Origin of the sequence: Trichocoleus sp. ST-U1 (assembly GCF_039961835.1) — a bacterium.
Lineage (GTDB): Bacteria > Cyanobacteriota > Cyanobacteriia > Cyanobacteriales > FACHB-T130 > FACHB-T130.
This window is the reverse complement of sequence record NZ_JAMPJZ010000060.1, coordinates 1-17,174: the sequence shown is the minus strand read 5'-3', so window position 1 is coordinate 17,174 and position 17,174 is coordinate 1. Positions and strand designations below refer to the sequence as shown.

Annotated in this window: 18 protein-coding genes; 9 read left to right on the top strand and 9 right to left on the bottom strand. The window is 44.3% G+C overall.

Annotated features, from left to right (window positions below; translation table 11 throughout):
• Positions 1–38: 38 nt before the first annotated feature.
• Positions 39–1,838, bottom strand: coding sequence for an ATP-binding protein (locus NDA06_RS19065; protein WP_190985946.1), 1,800 nt, complete (start codon positions 1,836–1,838; stop codon positions 39–41).
• 220 nt (positions 1,839–2,058) lie between these two features.
• Here NDA06_RS19065 and NDA06_RS19060 point away from each other — a divergent pair, with 220 nt between their 5' ends.
• Together NDA06_RS19060 and NDA06_RS19055 are read left to right on the top strand one after the other, a co-directional pair.
• Positions 2,059–3,612: a GTP-binding protein gene (locus NDA06_RS19060; RefSeq protein WP_190535035.1), complete on the top strand. Its 1,554-nt coding sequence runs from the start codon at positions 2,059–2,061 to the stop codon at positions 3,610–3,612.
• Positions 3,613–3,813: 201 nt separating this feature from the next.
• Entirely contained in the window at positions 3,814–3,942 is a 129-nt protein-coding gene (locus NDA06_RS19055) for a hypothetical protein (protein WP_277877468.1), read from the top strand.
• A 417-nt stretch (positions 3,943–4,359) separates the two neighbouring features.
• On the opposite strand, the gene NDA06_RS19050 is transcribed toward NDA06_RS19055, so the two are convergent.
• The 3 genes from NDA06_RS19050 to NDA06_RS19040 form a co-directional block, all read right to left on the bottom strand.
• Positions 4,360–4,917 carry a 2OG-Fe(II) oxygenase gene (locus tag NDA06_RS19050; RefSeq protein ID WP_199324093.1) on the bottom strand — a complete coding sequence of 186 codons (558 nt, stop codon included), beginning with the start codon at positions 4,915–4,917 and terminating at the stop codon, positions 4,360–4,362.
• 81 nt (positions 4,918–4,998) lie between these two features.
• A complete protein-coding gene (locus tag NDA06_RS19045) occupies positions 4,999–5,940 on the bottom strand; it encodes a putative 2-dehydropantoate 2-reductase (protein WP_190985945.1) in 942 nt (313 codons plus the stop codon).
• A 6-nt stretch (positions 5,941–5,946) separates the two neighbouring features.
• Positions 5,947–6,123: a hypothetical protein gene (locus NDA06_RS19040; protein ID WP_190530435.1), complete on the bottom strand. Its 177-nt coding sequence runs from the start codon at positions 6,121–6,123 to the stop codon at positions 5,947–5,949.
• Positions 6,124–6,233: 110 nt separating this feature from the next.
• Between NDA06_RS19040 and NDA06_RS19035 the strand changes: the two genes are divergently transcribed.
• Positions 6,234–7,214: an ABC transporter ATP-binding protein gene (locus NDA06_RS19035; protein ID WP_190530165.1), complete on the top strand. Its 981-nt coding sequence runs from the start codon at positions 6,234–6,236 to the stop codon at positions 7,212–7,214.
• A gap of 176 nt (positions 7,215–7,390) precedes the next feature.
• Positions 7,391–7,807 carry a fasciclin domain-containing protein gene (locus NDA06_RS19030; protein ID WP_190410504.1) on the top strand — a complete coding sequence of 139 codons (417 nt, stop codon included), beginning with the start codon at positions 7,391–7,393 and terminating at the stop codon, positions 7,805–7,807.
• A gap of 316 nt (positions 7,808–8,123) precedes the next feature.
• Here the strand turns inward: NDA06_RS19030 and NDA06_RS19025 are convergent, their stop codons facing one another.
• Together NDA06_RS19025 and NDA06_RS19020 are read right to left on the bottom strand one after the other, a co-directional pair.
• The gene (locus tag NDA06_RS19025) at positions 8,124–9,584 is read right to left on the bottom strand and encodes a glycoside hydrolase family 13 protein (RefSeq protein ID WP_190410505.1); all 1,461 of its coding nucleotides are present in this window, start codon (positions 9,582–9,584) and stop codon (positions 8,124–8,126) included.
• Positions 9,585–9,725: 141 nt separating this feature from the next.
• Positions 9,726–10,121, bottom strand: a complete 396-nt coding sequence (locus NDA06_RS19020) for a CU044_2847 family protein (protein ID WP_190431582.1) — start codon at positions 10,119–10,121, stop codon at positions 9,726–9,728.
• 143 nt (positions 10,122–10,264) lie between these two features.
• On the opposite strand from NDA06_RS19020, the gene NDA06_RS19015 reads away from it, so the two are divergent.
• The 4 genes from NDA06_RS19015 to NDA06_RS19000 all read left to right on the top strand — a co-directional run bounded on the left by NDA06_RS19015 (position 10,265) and on the right by NDA06_RS19000 (position 15,284).
• A complete protein-coding gene (locus NDA06_RS19015; protein ID WP_190985944.1) occupies positions 10,265–13,864 on the top strand; it encodes a caspase family protein in 3,600 nt (1,199 codons plus the stop codon).
• Between the two features lie 107 nt (positions 13,865–13,971).
• Positions 13,972–14,433: a hypothetical protein gene (locus NDA06_RS19010; RefSeq protein WP_190985943.1), complete on the top strand. Its 462-nt coding sequence runs from the start codon at positions 13,972–13,974 to the stop codon at positions 14,431–14,433.
• A gap of 103 nt (positions 14,434–14,536) precedes the next feature.
• Positions 14,537–14,710, top strand: coding sequence for a hypothetical protein (locus NDA06_RS19005; protein ID WP_190985942.1), 174 nt, complete (start codon positions 14,537–14,539; stop codon positions 14,708–14,710).
• A gap of 175 nt (positions 14,711–14,885) precedes the next feature.
• Positions 14,886–15,284 (top strand): response regulator transcription factor, encoded by a 399-nt coding sequence (locus tag NDA06_RS19000; protein WP_190985941.1) that lies wholly within the window; start codon positions 14,886–14,888, stop codon positions 15,282–15,284.
• 75 nt (positions 15,285–15,359) lie between these two features.
• Here NDA06_RS19000 and NDA06_RS18995 read toward each other — a convergent pair whose 3' ends face one another.
• Positions 15,360–15,542 carry a hypothetical protein gene (locus NDA06_RS18995; RefSeq protein WP_190410508.1) on the bottom strand — a complete coding sequence of 61 codons (183 nt, stop codon included), beginning with the start codon at positions 15,540–15,542 and terminating at the stop codon, positions 15,360–15,362.
• 42 nt (positions 15,543–15,584) lie between these two features.
• A complete protein-coding gene (locus NDA06_RS18990; protein ID WP_190428356.1) occupies positions 15,585–15,845 on the bottom strand; it encodes a hypothetical protein in 261 nt (86 codons plus the stop codon).
• Between the two features lie 300 nt (positions 15,846–16,145).
• Here NDA06_RS18990 and NDA06_RS18985 point away from each other — a divergent pair, with 300 nt between their 5' ends.
• Complete coding sequence (locus NDA06_RS18985; RefSeq protein WP_190428357.1) at positions 16,146–16,691, top strand: DUF2854 domain-containing protein; 546 nt, start codon at positions 16,146–16,148, stop codon at positions 16,689–16,691.
• A 25-nt stretch (positions 16,692–16,716) separates the two neighbouring features.
• Here the strand turns inward: NDA06_RS18985 and NDA06_RS18980 are convergent, their stop codons facing one another.
• Entirely contained in the window at positions 16,717–16,974 is a 258-nt protein-coding gene (locus tag NDA06_RS18980; protein ID WP_190410511.1) for a chlororespiratory reduction protein 7, read from the bottom strand.
• Between the last annotated feature and the right edge of the window lie 200 nt (positions 16,975–17,174).

Genomic DNA, 17,174 nt, shown 5'->3' with positions numbered 1-17,174 from the left:
AAATGTCTCACTTTTGGACTGTAGTTCGCCTCTAGCTATTAGCAGAGAATTTTTGTTGTTGATGTTGATGCGACACCGACTTGATGTTTGATCGGTAAAGCGATCGCTAACTCTGTCCCTTTACCAACTTCTGATTTGCAGCTAAAATTACCGCCATGTTTCTCTACGATAATCTGATGGCTGATTGATAGACCCAAGCCCGTACCAATGCCTCTCGGCTTCGTGGTAAAAAAGGCATCAAATATTTTCTCTTGATGTTCTGGTGAAATGCCAGAACCATTGTCAGCAATCCGCACCCCAACGGTATCCTTGTTTAGGCGTTCTGTAGAAATCACGATTTCTCCAGGCTCTTTTGCCTCTTCTAGAGCATCAATCGCATTGCTGAGTAAATTCATAAATACCTGATAAAGCAAGCCGGTGTAACCTTCAATAGCTGGGATATCGCCGTAGTTTTGAATAATATTGATATTATTTTTAATCCGATTGTTCAAAATCAGCAGGGTACTATCAAGACAGGCGTGCAAATCTACAGAATTCGGTTGTGGCTCATCGAGGCGAGAAAAATCTTTTAAACTTAGAACAATTTGTCGAACTCGGTCAGAACCGACTTTCATCGATTGCAGAACTTTAGGCAGGTCTTGTTTAAGAAAATCGATATCAATTTCCTCTGCTTGAGTTTGAATCGTTTCAGGCGGATTGGGAATTTCAGCTTGATAAGTTTCTAGTAATGCGAGAAGTTCTTTAACGTAGTCACCCGCATAAGCCAAGTTGCCATAGATGAAGTTAACCGGATTATTGATTTCATGGGCGACTCCGGCAAGCATTTGCCCCAAGCTAGACATTTTCTCACTTTGGATTAGCCGTAACTCGCTGTCTGCTTTTTGTTCTTGCAAAAGATGCCCCACCTGGAGGATGAGCTGATTGAGGGAGGTTGCCAACATTCCCACTTCATCTTCAGTTGTAATCGGCACTTGCAAGTCAAAATTAGATTCTTGAGTTGCCCGCTGTGCTACATCAGTTGCAGCTTTCAGGGGACGGACGATGGCGCGAGAAGTGTAGATGGCTAAAAGGATAGCGATCGCAATTGACAATAAAATACTTGCAACAATAATTTTAAATCGGATTGTTTCCGCAGCAATCAAAGCCAGTTCTGCCTGCTTAACATCCTGGTAAGATCCCTGAATAACTCCAGTTAAGTCGTCTGAGAGACCATCAAAATTTAGCGCTACAGAACCATTCGTAAAATTTAAAAGTAGTTTTTGTGCTTCCTGAATTTTATCTGGCTTTAAATGAGACAGCTCAATTTGCTGTACTAATTCATCAACCTGATGAAAATAGATTTCTGGTACGTTTTCGTAAGTTTTTAGAAAACTGGGTATTCCATCAGCGTGTACATGAGCCGCTGCCTCGCGTTGATAAACGGCGCTGTTTGTATAAGATTTGATTTGAGACAATATCCGCTTAATTTCAGCAGTATGTTCCAGAAAATGAGAGTATTCGTCCCAAAACAATTCCGGATTTTCTGCTAGCGGAATCAATTGTTGTTGGTGCGTACGTGCCTGTAGTACGCCATTTTGCAAGCGATGGAGAAGGTTGAGTTCTTGGTTGCTATATTCATGCAACTTCGTAGCTCGTTGCTGATAGTAATCTCCAATCATAAATCCGGCAGCCGTTCCCAAAACGGCAATGCCTAGGGTTAGCCCATATCCATAACTAATTTTTTGGCTAACGCTGAAACGACCAGTGACCCGGCTGAGCCAGCCTGTGATACTGACTGGGTGAGGGAACGCACTGCCTAAGCGTATCTGAGGCTTCCTGACGTTTGGCTCAGAGATCATCGATCTATCCGGTGGGGGATAATTTTAAAAGCTAGTTTGTATTATAATTTACTGTTTTTTAAAATTACTCAGAAAGACGCTTTGTTTTAATTATCTAGCCGAGAAAAAATCACGGCAACAGGCTCTACTTTATTCGTGGAAGCATCTCTTGCCTGTTGCTGATAGCAGACAATGATAGGGAGATTAAGATTAGAAGCATCTCCTTACCACAATCCCGTTCATGCCCCTGTCGCGCTTATTAACGCTGATCGTTGGCCTCAGTGTAATTCTGGGGCTGATGCTGTGGCTGATTAATTCTCTCTATCGGCTGTATATTCAGATTTCTTTTACGGCACCTTTACTGGGAAATCTGCTGCTTTTGTTGCTGATTGTCCTACTGGGGGTGCTAATCGGTGGATTTATCTACTATGTGATGATTCTTCAGGGGACTGCAAAAGGTTCGCGGCAACGCCGCAGATTGCCGAAAGTCCCGGAAGCGAAGACAGAGGCGGCTTCAGAAACCCTCAAAGCAGTGCGGCAGCAAGTGGCACAGATTCAGGATGAGGTGTCGCGGCAGGCATTACTTGAGCGATCGCGCGAAATCGAAGCAAATTTGGCGCGTGGGGAACTGTTAGTCGTCGTATTTGGCACGGGTTCGGCTGGCAAGACTTCTCTGGTGAACGCCCTGATTGGGCGCATGGTAGGACGGGTAGACGCGCCAATGGGAACGACGGAGGTAGGGGAAACTTACGTTCTCAAGTTGAAAGGCTTAAATCGGCAAATTTTAATTACCGATACGCCCGGAATTTTAGAAGCAGGGGTGGCGGGAACTCAGCGAGAACAACTGGCAAGGCAATTGGCAACTGAAGCGGATTTGTTGTTATTTGTCGTAGATAATGACTTACGGCAGTCCGAGTATAACCCGTTGCGAACCTTGGCAGAGATTGGCAAGCGATCGCTGCTGATCCTCAACAAAACCGATCTTTATACAGACACCGATAAGGAAACAATTCTGGCGCGTCTGCGGGAACGAGTGCGGGGATTTATCGCTACCGCCGATGTGGTTGCGATCGCCGCGAATCCCCAGCTTGCCGAATTGGAGAGTGGCGAAACCTTCCAACCCGAACCGGATGTGATGCCGTTAATTCGCCGCATGGCAGTGGTTCTTAGAGCCGAAGGGGAAGACCTAGTCGCTGACAACATCCTACTGCAATCTCAGAGACTGGGAGACGAAGCGCGACGCCTGCTGGATGCTCAGCGCAGACGCCAAGCGGAGAAGGTGGTAGAACGTTTTCAGTGGATTGGGGCGGGTGTCATCACCGTGACACCCCTGCCAGTGGTGGATTTGCTAGCAACCGCCGCTGTAAATGCCCAAATGGTTGTAGAAATTGGCAGAATTTACGGCTGCGAGCTGAATATGGATCGAGGGCGCGAATTAGCGCTTTCTTTAGGGAAAACTCTCGCGAGTTTGGGAATTGTCCAGGGAGCAATTGAGTTGCTTTCTAGAGTCCTCCAACTGAGTGTCGCCGCCTATCCTATTGGTAAGGTGATTCAAGGCGTTACCGCCGCTTATTTGACTCGAATTGCTGGGAAGAGTTTTATTGAATACTTCCGTCACGATCAAGATTGGGGCGATGGCGGAATTACAGAAGTTGTGCAGCGACAGTTTCAGCTAAATCGCCGGGATGAGTTTATCAAGACATTTGTGCAAGAAGCGATCGCGCGAGTCGTCAAACCTTTAGCAGAAGCGAAAGAACCGCAAGAGGAACGCCAATCAGATCCGCCTCAACAATAGTAGCGTTTGCGAAGCGATATTCCTTCATTGGTAACACCCAGAAATATACCAGTTCTGGGTTACAGATTAAGGGTGCGCTTGCAAATTCTCTTGATCTACAAATAAATTTTATCTGCCAACCTGAAATTTATCCGGATATAGCAATTCTTGAGTTGATTAATAAGGTTAACAAGACAGCTTGCTTAACTTGGAGAAATTTCTATGGAATTAACGATTGCCGCAATTGCCTTCACCTGGATATTTTTCGCCTTTAGCGGAAGAACCTTATCCGACAAAAAAGGATCTGACAAAAAACCCGAATATATCGCCAAAATCTACAAAAACGATTGAAGAAAGAGAACCTCACTTTTTTACTTTCTTTCATGAATCATAAAATGACGATTTTTCAGATGCTCAACAACCTTTAAATTACTGTTTTTCATTTATCGTCATAGCAATTGGAGAAGGGGAACACAAAACTTCCCAATCTCCTTTTTTATTTCTTATCCTCTAAGCTAAACAATGCAACTCCCAGCAGCTCCCTACTGGGTAAAGTAAAGATAGGCGATAGGCAGCTTTTTTAAAATTGTTATTCTGAGCGGAATCCATTACAGGGTTAGCGAAGACGATAACATAAAAAGTTGTACACGGGGTATAAATAAACGGGGAAACAGCCGTTTGACCTTACAATTATTTATCAGAAAAAAATAATTAAATTAAATTGTGTAAAGCGATCGCCCTTTTTTAAAAGTCAACTTCCCCCGATTTTTATTGGCTCGCATACGTGTACATCACGTCTGAACGCAGTACATACTTTCGACCTTGGATTACGGGTGCGCCTTCATGTTTTATTTCGTGGATAAAGAACAGCGCCATACCGATTTGAGGAACTATAGAGACGTTGGGTGAAAAAAACAGAGTTTCGCCTCCCTCAAAGTCTTCGCTCAGATAAATCATAAAAGTTAAACGGCTATGGTCGCCGTTTGTTCGCCAATAACTACCGTCGTGATGCGGTGCGAAGCGCTGACCCGGATCGTATCGGTAGAACCGCAAGCGCTCATTAAGTCCCATTGCACACCAGTTACCGATTCTGGGGACATAAGTTTCCACACGATGCCATAAATTTGCCGCAAGTTCTTCATCATCCAAAATCACCCGATCGTTATTTCGGATTGATGGAGCCATTATGTATTCATCCTGTCCTACGGTGAGACCAGCCGGAGTATAGCCTATGTTTTCGGTTAAGACGATATACTCGGCACACTCTGCTTTTGATAGAACGTTTGGGACGGTAAATATTGGGTTTTCTAAAGGTGATTTTTTCACAATTAAGTATTTTTTAATACTACTTTTTCCATAGTTTAAATATATTTAAACTATGGGAATTTGTATGCCCAAAAAACATTTTTATTTATGGCGATTTCTAGCGTCCAAAAATTTTAGCTGCTGGTAAAGCATCGCAATTTTCGGCAAATCAACACCTGCTGCTTGTGCAGTTTGTAGCGGATTGCCGAACATGGTTTCCACCTCTAGAGGACGCCCTTCGTCATAGTCGATTTTCATACTGGTGCGGTACGGCTTCATCTTTGCCGTGTGATCGAGCATCTTTTCGACAAAGCTATCAGGAATCTTCCGACCAAAAGCAGATGCACCTACCAGCACTTCACTCATTAACTGCTCGACTAATAATCGCGTGTGAAGATCGCTCATCAGCTCATCTGTTGTGGCGTCAAGAACCACAGAAAGCCCGTTGTATGGGATATTCCACACCAATTTCTGCCAACGAGCAAACAGCAAGTCTTCAGCAAGTTGGATAGGGATGTCAGCACTTTCAAAGTCACCCGCAATCTGACGCATTCGCTCGGTAATCCCGGCGGGTTGATAATCGGGGGTATATTCGCCGAGTGTAATCGCCTTATAGTCTAGGTGGCGGATGTGTCCTGGCCCCACTTTATTAGAGCAGAGAAAGCACAAGCCTCCCATCACCCGTTCCGAACCCACAATTTTGGCGGCTTTCTCCTCAACGCCTAGACCATTTTGCAGCACCAAAACAACGCCGTCATCCTTAACCATAAATGGCAGCATTTTAGGCAGCAGGTGGTTTTGCGTCGTTTTTAACGCTACAACCACTACATCGCAAGGTGGCATTTTGTTAGCGTCAGGGTAGGCGTTAACGTGAGGGAGGGTAAAATCGCCGTCTGGGGACTCAATGACTAAACCCTGTTGACAGACTTGTTCGTAATCGCTGTGCAACAGGAAGTGGACATTCAGCCCCGCCCGTTGTAGTTTAGCTCCGTAGTAGCCCCCCAGCGCTCCTGTTCCCAGGATGGCGTAACTCCGATTAGACATTGCTCTCTATAAAAGCTGAATCGCGGATATTTGGGCAACTTGCACGACTGGCGGCAATTGACTTGTGGGTGCGGGTATCATTTCACCCCGGAAGTCTAGTAACTGAACCAGCAGCAGATAGGCGATCGCTAGAATTATAGAAATTGCCCCAGTGATAATTGCCACAATCTTTGAGCGTTCCATCAGTTTCCTCGTAACATTACTATTCCATTTTCTATCTTGAACTGACACGAAAGTCGGCAAAATAGGGAATCAATAATATTGTAGAGAATGCGATCGCTTGCCGAACTAATATGAATTCTGTTGAAGATAAGTCAGGGGAACCGATTACCGTTTACCGTCAATCGGTAGTACAGACTTTTGAACTGCGAAAGGTTTATCGCACCGGATTTTGGCTAAATCAAAAAATTGAATCTCTCAAAAGCTGCACGCTGTCAGTGTTTGAGGGGGAAACGTTTGGGCTGCTAGGACCGAATGGGGCTGGGAAAACGACGCTGTTAAAGACGCTTTTGGGAATAGTACGCCCTACGGGTGGACGAGGGGTACTTCTGGGAAAACCTTTGGGCGATCGCGAGGTGAAACAACGCATCGGTTATTTACCGGAAAACGCCTATTTCTATGACTTTCTCACCGGCTGGGAGTTTTTGCAATTTACGGCTGGATTATTTCAAATCCCGAAATCAGTGCAGCGTCAACGCATTCCCCAACTACTGGAATTAGTTGGATTGGCTCAATCCGCTGCCCGTAAAAAGCAGATGCGTCAGTATTCTAAAGGGATGCTGCAACGGGTAGGCATGGCTCAAGCGCTGATTAACGATCCAGAACTGGTATTTCTGGATGAGCCGATGTCAGGTCTTGATCCAATGGGGCGGTACCAGATGCGAGAGATTATTTTATCGCTCAAAAAGCAGGGAAAGACAATTTTTTTTAATAGTCATGTTCTGGCGGAAGTGGAGCAGATATGCGATCGCGTCGCTATCCTCGCCCAAGGTGAGCTGATTTGCGTCGGCTCCCTCGATGAACTCCTTGGCATCGCCGAATCCTACCATGTCAGAGGTAAAGGCGGAAACCTAGAAGTTCTCAAACGCTGGATACCCGATTTAGCATTTGAGCATAATGGCTGGCATGGTCACTTACAAGGCGAACCCCAAGAGTTTCTGGCTAGCCTCCGTTTGATGGGTGCTCATCTGACGACAATGAACCTCTCCCGTCCTTCTCTAGAAGACTTTTTTATTCAGCAGCTACAACAACGTGGCATTCGTTCCAGTAGTTGAGTTGTGTAAAGGGGTTTGGGGGATCTGATGAGTGGCTGCACGCTAGCGAAATGAGATGAAATGGGTAGCGGTGCTAACCTAATAGCGATCGCGCCTTCAATACTTTTGAAGGATGCACTGCAAGTCTTATAGCGAGTATCTCTAAACAGGACACTCACTTAAAATCATCAAAACGCATGGCTGACCTTTTAGAAACTGCCACTAATGAAGGATCTTTCAAAACTCTGGTTAATGCTCTTGAGGCTGCTGGTCTGTTTGAGATTCTCAAGAGTCCAGGACCCTATACTGTCTTTGCTCCAACCGACGAAGCATTTGCCAAAATTCCAGAGGATACACTGGCTTCTTGGATGGACAACATCCCCAAGCTGAAGCAAATTTTAATGTATCACGTCCTGTTTGGGGATGTTAGAACTGATAACTTCGTCGAGATAGATTCCGCTGAGACAGTTGAGGGCGGCATTCTGGGGATTGATAGCACCGACGACGGTTTTAAAGTGAATGATGCGAAGGTGCTAAAAACAGATATCCTTACCGATAACGGCGTCATCCATGTCATTGATTCAGTACTTACACCGACGATAATGTCTAAATAGGCACTAATTTCTGCTGCTGAATTCTGTCTTCAGACAGAATTTATTGACCAAAAACTGGGTAATGGTAAGACAAAAGCAAATTTGGAGTTAGTGCGATCTAAACGACATCGTAAAAATTTAAAATTCGATTTGCTGACATAAAAAAGGAGGCACCTTTGCAAAGGTGCCTCCTTTTGATTTGGGCGATCGCCAAGGAATGTGGATTAAATAATTGGTCAAATTCACATTCTGTAAGGACATGGCACAAACACGCCCCTACGCAGGCAATTAAAGGTTAATCAATCCACCCTTCTTCGCAAACATTCGCGAAATTCGTTTAACCCAGGATGCATCCACTACGCGCTGGCAAATGCAAGGACAGATGGTTGGATTCTCCCTCACCGCTCCATGACACCTCGGCAGTGCCATACAATTGCTGATTAGGCTTGGATTGTAGCCCCGTCACCTCAAAACTCACATGATCTGCCGGTGCCGTCCCCACGTTAATGGCAACAATCAGTTCCTCATCTCCCAATTTCCGAGCAAAGACGTAAACGGTTCCTTCCGCAAACAGAACGTGGTAAGAACCTGTACGCAAGGCAGGATATTGGTGACGCAGGGCGATGAGTTGCTTGTGATAATCTAGAACATCACGCTCCCAGTGAGCTTCCATCGGAAAACCTCGACGCGAATCCGGATCGAGTTTTCCCGGTAATCCCACTTCATCACCATAGTAGATGCTGGGCGCGCCTGGATAAGTCAATAGCAGCAATGTTGCTAGTTGAACACTCTCCTTATCACCGCCTGCAATAGAAATCAGTCGCGCCGTATCGTGGCTAGCTAGCAAATTCAACTGAGTCAGTTGAATATCCCACGGATAAAAATCCAACAATTGCTGGATTTTTTCGGCATACTCTGGTGCAAAGAGGGGCGGGTAGGGATGGTAAGAGCGATCTTTCACTTGCTCAATGTCTACGCGATCGCCTGCGGCAAAAGCAATCGTCGGCGCAGCAAAGAGATAGTTCATTACCCCGTCAAACTGAGTCCCATCCAGCCACTCGCGGGAATCTCCCCAGACTTCCCCCACGATATAAGCTTCTGGGTTAATGGCTTTTACGCGATCGCGAAATTCTTGCCAAAATCCTTGAGCCTTAATCTCAAAGGGCACATCCAAGCGCCAGCCATCGATGCCGAATTTAATCCAATATTCGGCAATCTCCATAATATATTCCCGCACTTCCGGATTTTCATGGTTGAACACTGGCAGCGCCCGATTTCCGTCCCAGCCCTCATAATTCGCCGGAAAATCGCCGTTATACGCCGATAAAGGCCAGCCTTCAATCTTGAACCAATCCACCCAAGGCGAATGGGGGCCATTTTCCAGAACATCGTGGAAAAAGAAAAAGCCCCGACTAGAGTGATTAAACACCCCATCCAGTACAACTTTGATATCCCGTTCGTGAGCAGCTTCCAGCAACTCCCGAAAAGCGCCATTCCCCCCCAACATCGGATCGACTTGGTAATAGTCGTGGGTGTGATAGCGGTGATTGCTAGCCGATTGAAAAATGGGGGTAAAGTAAATCGCATTAATCCCTACATCCTGCAAGTAATCCAGCTGTTCCATCACCCCCCACAAATCACCGCCCTTGTACCCTTGAAGCGTCGGTATTTCGTGCCAATCTTCCCATCGGGTATCCTTCAAAAGCCGCTTGTGAGAATGCTTCGTTTTAGCAAAGCGATCCGGAAAAATCTGGTAAAAAACCGCGTGCTTAACCCAATCCGGTGTCTGTATCTGCATGAATAACTCCCTCTCCACAACCAACACGGTACAAAGGCTGGCAGCTTTCGGGTTCTACCCTCTGGGTGAAACTCAGGGATGATTTAGCCTAGATTGCGAGTTTTGAGGAAAAGTGGGGTGTTTGTTTTCAGTTGTTGTGCTTTAGGATACTGAATTTGGCGGCGGCGAACCCGGTTTTGATTTATCGGGAAACTTACACTTGACTTCGATTTCTAAGTTGCTCTCAGCCTTCCCTTCAGTAATGTAAGGGATACCTGCTGAACCACCCAGTTTCATGCCAAATTTCAGTGTCACTTCCTCAATCTCAGCGGCACCGAAGTCTTTAAAAGCACTGATGGCATAAGTTGCGTAGCCCCGAATCATTTGCCGCGCTTGCTGCATTTTGATGACAGCGTCTTCTCGGAAGCCCATTGATTGGTTGGGATCGTAATCTTCTGGTGCTGTTGCAGGAGGCATGATGGGACTAGATTTTGTCTCAACATATATTTCGTATTTTTGACCATCCTCTTCTATAAGCAGACGTTGCACTTCTGACATGGGCTGCCTCTTTGTAAGTTTTCGTGTGTTTTTTGTAAAGTTAGAGCCAGTTTCGATCTTGCTAAGCTATCCTGGTGTCTCAATTAACATCGTCCTTGAGGGTGCCTGTCAACTAATTCAATATTTTGAAACCAGGTTGCTAAATGGCTCGATACGCCCTTGTTATTGGAATTTCTGAATATCAAAGCTCAAACTTATCACGCCTTCCCAAGACAGTCACTGATGCGGAGGCTGTAGGACAGATACTCAAGCAATACGGCGATTTCCAGATTGTTAAACGACTGCCTGAGCGTTGGAATCAACAGCAGAATGACTATGAAATCGGGACAAAGGCGGTAACTGGCACCGAACTGGGGCAAGCTTTAAGAACGTTTCTGCTGGAACAGGCATATAGAAGCGATGCGCTCATCTACTTCAGCGGACACGGGATTACAGTATCAGATAATTTAGGGCAAACTAAAGGGTATTTAGCAACTTCGGATTGCGTGCTGGAGACGGATGGGAAGCGTATTGTCGGGCAACAACATGGAATTGCCTTAGATAGTCTCAATGAGCTGATTCGAGCTGCCGAACTCAGTAGTTTAGTTTTGCTTCTAGATTGCTGTCATGGTGGCTATTTTCTGGAACGCCAGCTAGTAGAACAAACGCTTACAGCTTTTAGCTCCCAAAAAGATTACTACATAATTACAGCCTGTAGAACCTTCGAGCAAGCGTGGGCGATGCACGACGAAAAGCACGATGTCTTTACGGGAGCAGTTCTCGATGGGTTGGCGTTAGAGAATGCTGGAAAAGATGGAAGTGTCAGTGGCGATCGCTTGTTCGATCACATCAGCAGACAGCTCAAAGGTAAAAGGCAGGAACCAATCCGCATGGGTTGGGGTAAGTCAATTACGGTAGTGAATTATCCGCTAAATGAAAACACTCTATCTGCTAGTGTTACTTTTAATCGAGAGAATCCATATCAGGGACTACAAGCTTTTGAACTAGGGAAAGAAAAATATTTTTTCGGGCGCGAACTAGCTATCCGCGCACTGCTAGAAAGACTCAATAATGCTAGATTTCTTTCGGTTATTGGTCGATCTGGTTGTGGCAAGTCCTCTTTAGTGAAGGCGGGTTTGTTACCGGAACTGCAAAGCGATCGCCTTCCCGGTAGCAGTCAGTGGGAAATTGAGATTTTTACTCCTGGCATTGATCCTCTAGGAAAACTAACAGAGATCCTGACTAGACGACATCAAGAAAATAAGCCGTTTGTCCTATTTATCGACCAATTTGAAGAGGTATTTACCCTCTGCAATGATGAAGCAAAGCGACAATCTTTCATGCGGTTGATGGCGGATGAAGCAACGGCTTCCGACCGAATCACCAGAGTGATTGTCGCAATTCGGGGAGATTTCCTCGACCGATGCGCTGCCTATCCAGAGGCGGTAAATTTAATTAATCGCACTCAACCGACAACTTATGTCGTTGAGCTACTGTCTTGCTCAGAAATTGTGGAGACAATTGAAAAACCCGCAGAGCTTCATGGCGTCGGTTTTGAGCCTGGGTTAGTGTCGCAAATTGCAGAAGATGTGGAAAATCAACCAGGTGCATTACCCCTGTTGCAATATGCGCTTTCTGAGTTGTGGCGAAAATTCTGCGAACAGGATTCCCCCTCTGGACAACCGCTTTTGGCTTGGAAAGACTATGAGGAGATTGGCGGAGTCAAAGGCGCGTTGGATAACCGAGCGACTATTCTATACCGGAGTTTTATTCCAGAGAATCAAGCTTTTGTGCGCCGCCTGTTCATGAAATTGGTGAAGTTAGGCGATGATAATGAGATAACGCGCCGCCGTGCCACTGGGGATGAAGTGAGAACGATCGCAGATTCCCCCGAACAACTGAAACAAGTAGTACGACTGCTAGCAGATCAACAGCAACGCCTGATCATTACCGATGAAAACACTATAGAAGTTGCCCATGAAGCCCTATTATCGGAGTGGAAGTTACTACGGAGTTGGATTGAAGAAGACCGCGACAATATTCGCCTCAATCAAAGTCTAGAGGATGACTGCCGCGAATGGCTTGAAAGGTTTCAAAAATCCGATAACGCGCTGCTAACAGGTGCGCGTCTGGCAGCAATTGAAGAGTGGATGAATAATACTCAAACTCAACTTCCTCCCCTAGAAGCGGAGTTTTTGAAGAAGAGCGTGGAGAGACGCGATCGCGAACTCCAAGAAAAAATAGAAGCAGCAAAACGTGAAGCCGAAGCTGAAGCTAGAGCCGAAGCCGAAAAGGCTAAGGCAGCCGAAGCTGAAGCTAAAGCAGAAGCGGCAAAAGCCAAGGCAGCCGAAACTATAGCTTTAGCTGACATAGAAAAATCGCTGGCAGCAAAAGATAAAGCTGAAGCCGAAGCTAGAGCGGCTGACGCTAGAGCTAAAGTTCAAAAACAACGAACTAGGTTTGCGATCACAGGCGGAATCCTTGCAGCCTTCACCCTTGGATTTGGACTACTGGCACAACAACTCGAAGCACAGAAGAAACAACGCGAAGCGATCGCTGTTGGAGCTTTAATTTCACAATCAGAGCAACTTTTCACTAATGGAAATCAACTTGAAGCACTGATATCAAGTGTACAAGCAATTCACCAATTGAAACAAATGAATCAAGGAGATACTGACTCACTAAATCGACTTAAAATAGTGGTTGATAGCGTACAGGAACGCAATCGAATAGAAGGACATACAATGGCTGTTAACGGTGTAAGTTTCAGCCCTAAAGAGGAAATTATTGCTTCTGCAAGTTCAGATAAAACGGTAAAACTTTGGAAAGCAGATGGTACTCAAATAAAAACCCATAATTCCATGAAACACGATAATGAAGTTTGGATGGTAAACTTTAGTCCTAGTGGCAAATATATCGCCTCAGCCAGCGCTGATAAAACAATAAAAGTTTGGAAGAAAGATGGCACTTTAATTACTACACTTAAAGGTCATAGTAGTGATGTAAATTTTGTAGCTTTTAGTTATAAAGATAAATCGCTTGTTTCCGCTAGTAGTGATAAAAGTGTAAGAATTTGGGAGTTAGATTTTCAATCACCAAAATTAGTGACTAAAAAACCAAAAATCCTTACAAACCATAAGTTTATAGTGCGAACAGCAGATTTCAGCCCTGACGGTCAGCTTATTGCCTCTGCAAGTGATGATGGGACGATCAATATTTGGAAAGTAGATGGCACGTTATTAACGACTTTCGTAGGACATAAATTTTCAGTAAGGTACGCAAGTTTTGGCTATGATAATAAAAGCCTTGTCTCAGTTAGTGATGATAATACGATAAGAATTTGGAGATGGACAACAAATCCTAAAAATTGGAGTGTAAAGATTTTAACAAATAAAAGTAATAGAGGATTTACGGTTAAGTACAGTCCTAATGGAAAAATAATTGCTGCTACAAGTGCTGATGGAACAATCCAATTGTGGAATGCAGATACCGGAGATTTACTAATTCCTCTCAAACGACACAAAGATGTAGTTTATGATTTAAGCTTTAGTTTTGACAGTAAAGTAATTGTTAGTGCTAGCCGTGATACAACTATAAGAACATGGAATTTGAATCATTGGGATAGTAGCTCGACAGCAGATAGTTCCGTTCTAATAACACAAAGCTGTAACAAAATTTTCGAGTATTTAAGAACCAACTCTAATGCTAAAAATAAATATAAAGACATTTATAAGTTGTGTGGTAAAACAAAAAATCTAAGATAGATATTAATTGCTAAACCGAAATTTAAACCTTAAAATATATTAAGAATTTAACTTTATAATAAATTAAGTTTTATAGTTGACGTAGCATTAAAGTAGAGAATTTGTTTATGGACGCTTTAGAATTATCTTTGGAAATTCTTAAATTGGCTAAACCTAATGAAAATAATGAGTCTTTTAATAATTTAGGTAATAGTGAAAAAACTAGCCAGATAGTTGCTTCTTTCCAAGATATTTACAAAAAAGTTTCAGGAATGGAGATTCAGGCAAATCCTGGAGGAGGTACTGGAGGTAGTGGAGGAAAAGGCAAAGCAACTTTAGAAATCTTGAAGATGGTTGCAGCTAATAATAGCTTTAATAATCTAGATTTTTCAGAAAGAAGTAAAAAAATAATTGAATCTTTTCAGGAAATCTACACACAAATCTCAGAAGTAGCGCTCGAAGCCAATTCTCTGCCACTAGATAAATTTGACGAGCCAAGTAACCTTGGGGATGTGACTGTTGACGCGTCACCAGGTAATCCTGGAGGTGGGACTGGAGGTACTGGTGGCAAGAAAAAGAAACATAGCTAAAATTTAAAATCCCAGGAAATAAGCAACGTTGCAGTTAGCAAGTAAGTAATGACTGAGCAGTATTCTTGTAAATAAGTGCATTAAGACAAGAAATTGCTAGATATTGCGATCGCACTCTCTACCCAATCAAGAGCGCGATCGCTCTTTTAGTCTATCCCTCTGGGTGGAGAGGACAGCCCGAAAAGATATTGATATCCTTGGAAGTGAATGGCTGAAACTCAAGAGCGATCGCGCTAAAAAGACAAAAGCGAAACGAGCGGCTGTTCAATTGGTTTAAACATATAAAAACTAAACTTTCAGATTTCTTTATAAATATTTAAACTTTAGAAAATTATCTACTTTAGTTTGGAGGTAAAATGAGTATTTCTTGCAGTAGTTCGCTCGGATGGTAGAGGGACATTTGTATCCTATGCCCCTAAACTAGAACCGTCAGATGATATAGTTATCCTCTTATGTTGTCCTGTCAGCACCCCCTTCTTCGTGTTCTTGTTGTTGATGACCACGAGCTAACTCGTTTTAGCCTGAAATTAGCATTCCAGAGTCAGGCAAACATCGAGTTAGTTGGATTGGCTACTAACGGTCAAGAAGCCGTTGAGATGGTCGAGCGTCACCACCCTGATGTGATTATTCTCGATCTACAAATGCCAGTTTTAGACGGTTTGAGCGCATCTACCCAGATCAAGCACATCGATCCGCACGCTCAGATTATTGCCTATTCCTCAGTCGAAGACCCGCAGATTGAGGTGATGAGCCAAACTGCCAGAATTGATGCTTTCTGTAAAAAAGACACCGCTACTCAAGAGCTGATTGCTCTAGTCAAGCAGCTTGGGCAGCGGGCAGTCAGTCATTAGAAAGGGGCGCAAGTAGCGATCGGTGTCCTTGCCGTAGCCTCTTGGCTAGAGTTCAGCTCGGCAAGGCGTTAGTTTCTAGTTGGCATCTGCCTCTGGGAAGGTGCGCCGAAATTCATCAATCAGGTCATCAATTTCTTCGAGTGCCTGATTAACATCAATTCGTAGAGTTCCCAGGTTTGGTTCCTCCAGAAGCCTTACCAGTGACTCACGCTTGAGTTCAATCTGGCTAATCCATTGCTTGAGTGTTTGTGGGTCCATTGTTTGCTTCCTCTGTCGATTATTTATTTACAATAATTAATCCTAGCGAAGGAAAGGAGGACGTTTCGGATCGGTAGGCTTATTTTTAATCACTTCAGAAATAAACCGCTTCAGCGCCTTCTCTCGATTTTTCATAAAAGCCGACCAAAATCCTGGTTGAAACTCATCCATTGTTTTGGCTAAAGCCCAAACATCTACAGCCAAGATGTTATAAAGCGTTTCATCTTCCTGCTTCAGCGTTTTGAGTTGATCCAGGATGGCTTTACTCTTTTTTGTAGCCCCGGAATTGTCTTCTTGAATCATTTTATTATCTCGGTTATGAATTGATGGCGGCGGACAACAGCGACTTATTTTGATAATAGGGGTTCCTTTTGTAAACGCCCTGAGTTATGAATTACCGTTGGTTGATGGGCTACTTTACAGACTCTGCACTCATTCGTCAAGGGCTATCAAATTAGCGAGACTTCTTCAGCTTTGGGCTTCCCAATCGCTATCCAAAGCAAAGCACGTAGTTTTAACAAAAATTTCACCCATACTAGAGATGTTACCCAGTGCCAAGGATAATAAAGCTGAAGAGATTGTCAATTGGGTATCTTAATTAAAATGTTACGTCAAACTTCTTTGGGAACGTTGGGTTTAAGTGTCGGTGGCGTTTTATTTCTGGCGGGACTGGTCGCTTACGTTACCGACAACCCAACGCTGAATTTAGCCGGATTCTTTTATGGGGTTCCTCTGTTGCTGGGAGGACTTGCCCTCAAAGCCTCAGAACTTACGCCCGTACCATTCAGCAAACCGACTTCCAAGGACATACTGGCACTCCGAGAACAGCAAGCAACTGCAACTCAAAACCAAATTCGTCTAGATGTCACCCGCTATCGCTACGGTCAAGATGCTCATCTCGATAGCTCTTTGAGCAGCTTGGGGCTGAGTCCAACCGATGAAGAAAGACCTGTGCTAACAGGATTACACGAAACTGCGATCGATGGGGCTTACGCTTTGGTGTTGGAATTTGAGTCGCCGCTCTTCCCTCTAGAGGTTTGGCAACAGAAGCGGGAGAAAATAGAAGGGTTTTTTGGCCCTGGTGTGCGCGTAACTGTGACTCAACCAGCTGAACAACGTGTTGATGTGGCGCTAATTGCTACACCCTAAACGTAGGGGCGGAGGAACTCCGCTCTTATTTTTCTAAACGCACGACATACCACTGTAAAAATTGTCCTGGCCCCATATCTAATTCGCAGGACGTTTCTAGCAGGTATTCAGCTTGAGCTTCTACTGAAGGAAATTTTTGCAAATCTGGCGGTAGGTTATCTTGACGAGTTGCCAAAATTGCCTTCAGTTTTTCTAACATTTCTGCGGGAGTGAGGAACTGCTCTGGTTGGTTGGGTTCCAGAACAACGAAGGCATCTTGTCGATACATCAAGGAATCTGGCATTTTGAGTTTTTTCCCAAAGAAGGCATCTTGCACAAGTGTATCGTCCTTGACGATAGCTAAAAAGATGACATTGTCCAATTAGGAGATGGTTTTTTCTAGAGGCAACTTACTGAGGGATTGTCTCTAAAATAAATAGTTTTTCAAGGTGCAACGCCAAAAAAATAGCCGCTGAGTGGAGGGTAGGATTCTACTGAAGACCA

Bases quoted from the DNA above. Each gene is read 5' to 3' on its own strand.
- NDA06_RS19035 (WP_190530165.1), top strand. From the start codon at position 6,234: ATGAATTCTGTTGAAGATAAGTCAGGGGAACCGATTACCGTTTACCGT.
- NDA06_RS19000 (WP_190985941.1), top strand. From the start codon at position 14,886: ATGTTGTCCTGTCAGCACCCCCTTCTTCGTGTTCTTGTTGTTGATGAC.
- NDA06_RS19025 (WP_190410505.1), bottom strand. From the start codon at position 9,584: ATGCAGATACAGACACCGGATTGGGTTAAGCACGCGGTTTTTTACCAG.
- NDA06_RS19055 (WP_277877468.1), top strand. From the start codon at position 3,814: ATGGAATTAACGATTGCCGCAATTGCCTTCACCTGGATATTTTTCGCC.
- NDA06_RS19020 (WP_190431582.1), bottom strand. From the start codon at position 10,121: ATGTCAGAAGTGCAACGTCTGCTTATAGAAGAGGATGGTCAAAAATAC.
- NDA06_RS19045 (WP_190985945.1), bottom strand. From the start codon at position 5,940: ATGTCTAATCGGAGTTACGCCATCCTGGGAACAGGAGCGCTGGGGGGC.
- NDA06_RS18985 (WP_190428357.1), top strand. From the start codon at position 16,146: ATGTTACGTCAAACTTCTTTGGGAACGTTGGGTTTAAGTGTCGGTGGC.
- NDA06_RS19010 (WP_190985943.1), top strand. From the start codon at position 13,972: ATGGACGCTTTAGAATTATCTTTGGAAATTCTTAAATTGGCTAAACCT.
- NDA06_RS19015 (WP_190985944.1), top strand. From the start codon at position 10,265: ATGGCTCGATACGCCCTTGTTATTGGAATTTCTGAATATCAAAGCTCA.
- NDA06_RS18980 (WP_190410511.1), bottom strand. From the start codon at position 16,974: ATGCCAGATTCCTTGATGTATCGACAAGATGCCTTCGTTGTTCTGGAA.
- NDA06_RS19030 (WP_190410504.1), top strand. From the start codon at position 7,391: ATGGCTGACCTTTTAGAAACTGCCACTAATGAAGGATCTTTCAAAACT.
- NDA06_RS18990 (WP_190428356.1), bottom strand. From the start codon at position 15,845: ATGATTCAAGAAGACAATTCCGGGGCTACAAAAAAGAGTAAAGCCATC.
- NDA06_RS18995 (WP_190410508.1), bottom strand. From the start codon at position 15,542: ATGGACCCACAAACACTCAAGCAATGGATTAGCCAGATTGAACTCAAG.
- NDA06_RS19065 (WP_190985946.1), bottom strand. From the start codon at position 1,838: ATGATCTCTGAGCCAAACGTCAGGAAGCCTCAGATACGCTTAGGCAGT.
- NDA06_RS19060 (WP_190535035.1), top strand. From the start codon at position 2,059: ATGCCCCTGTCGCGCTTATTAACGCTGATCGTTGGCCTCAGTGTAATT.
- NDA06_RS19040 (WP_190530435.1), bottom strand. From the start codon at position 6,123: ATGGAACGCTCAAAGATTGTGGCAATTATCACTGGGGCAATTTCTATA.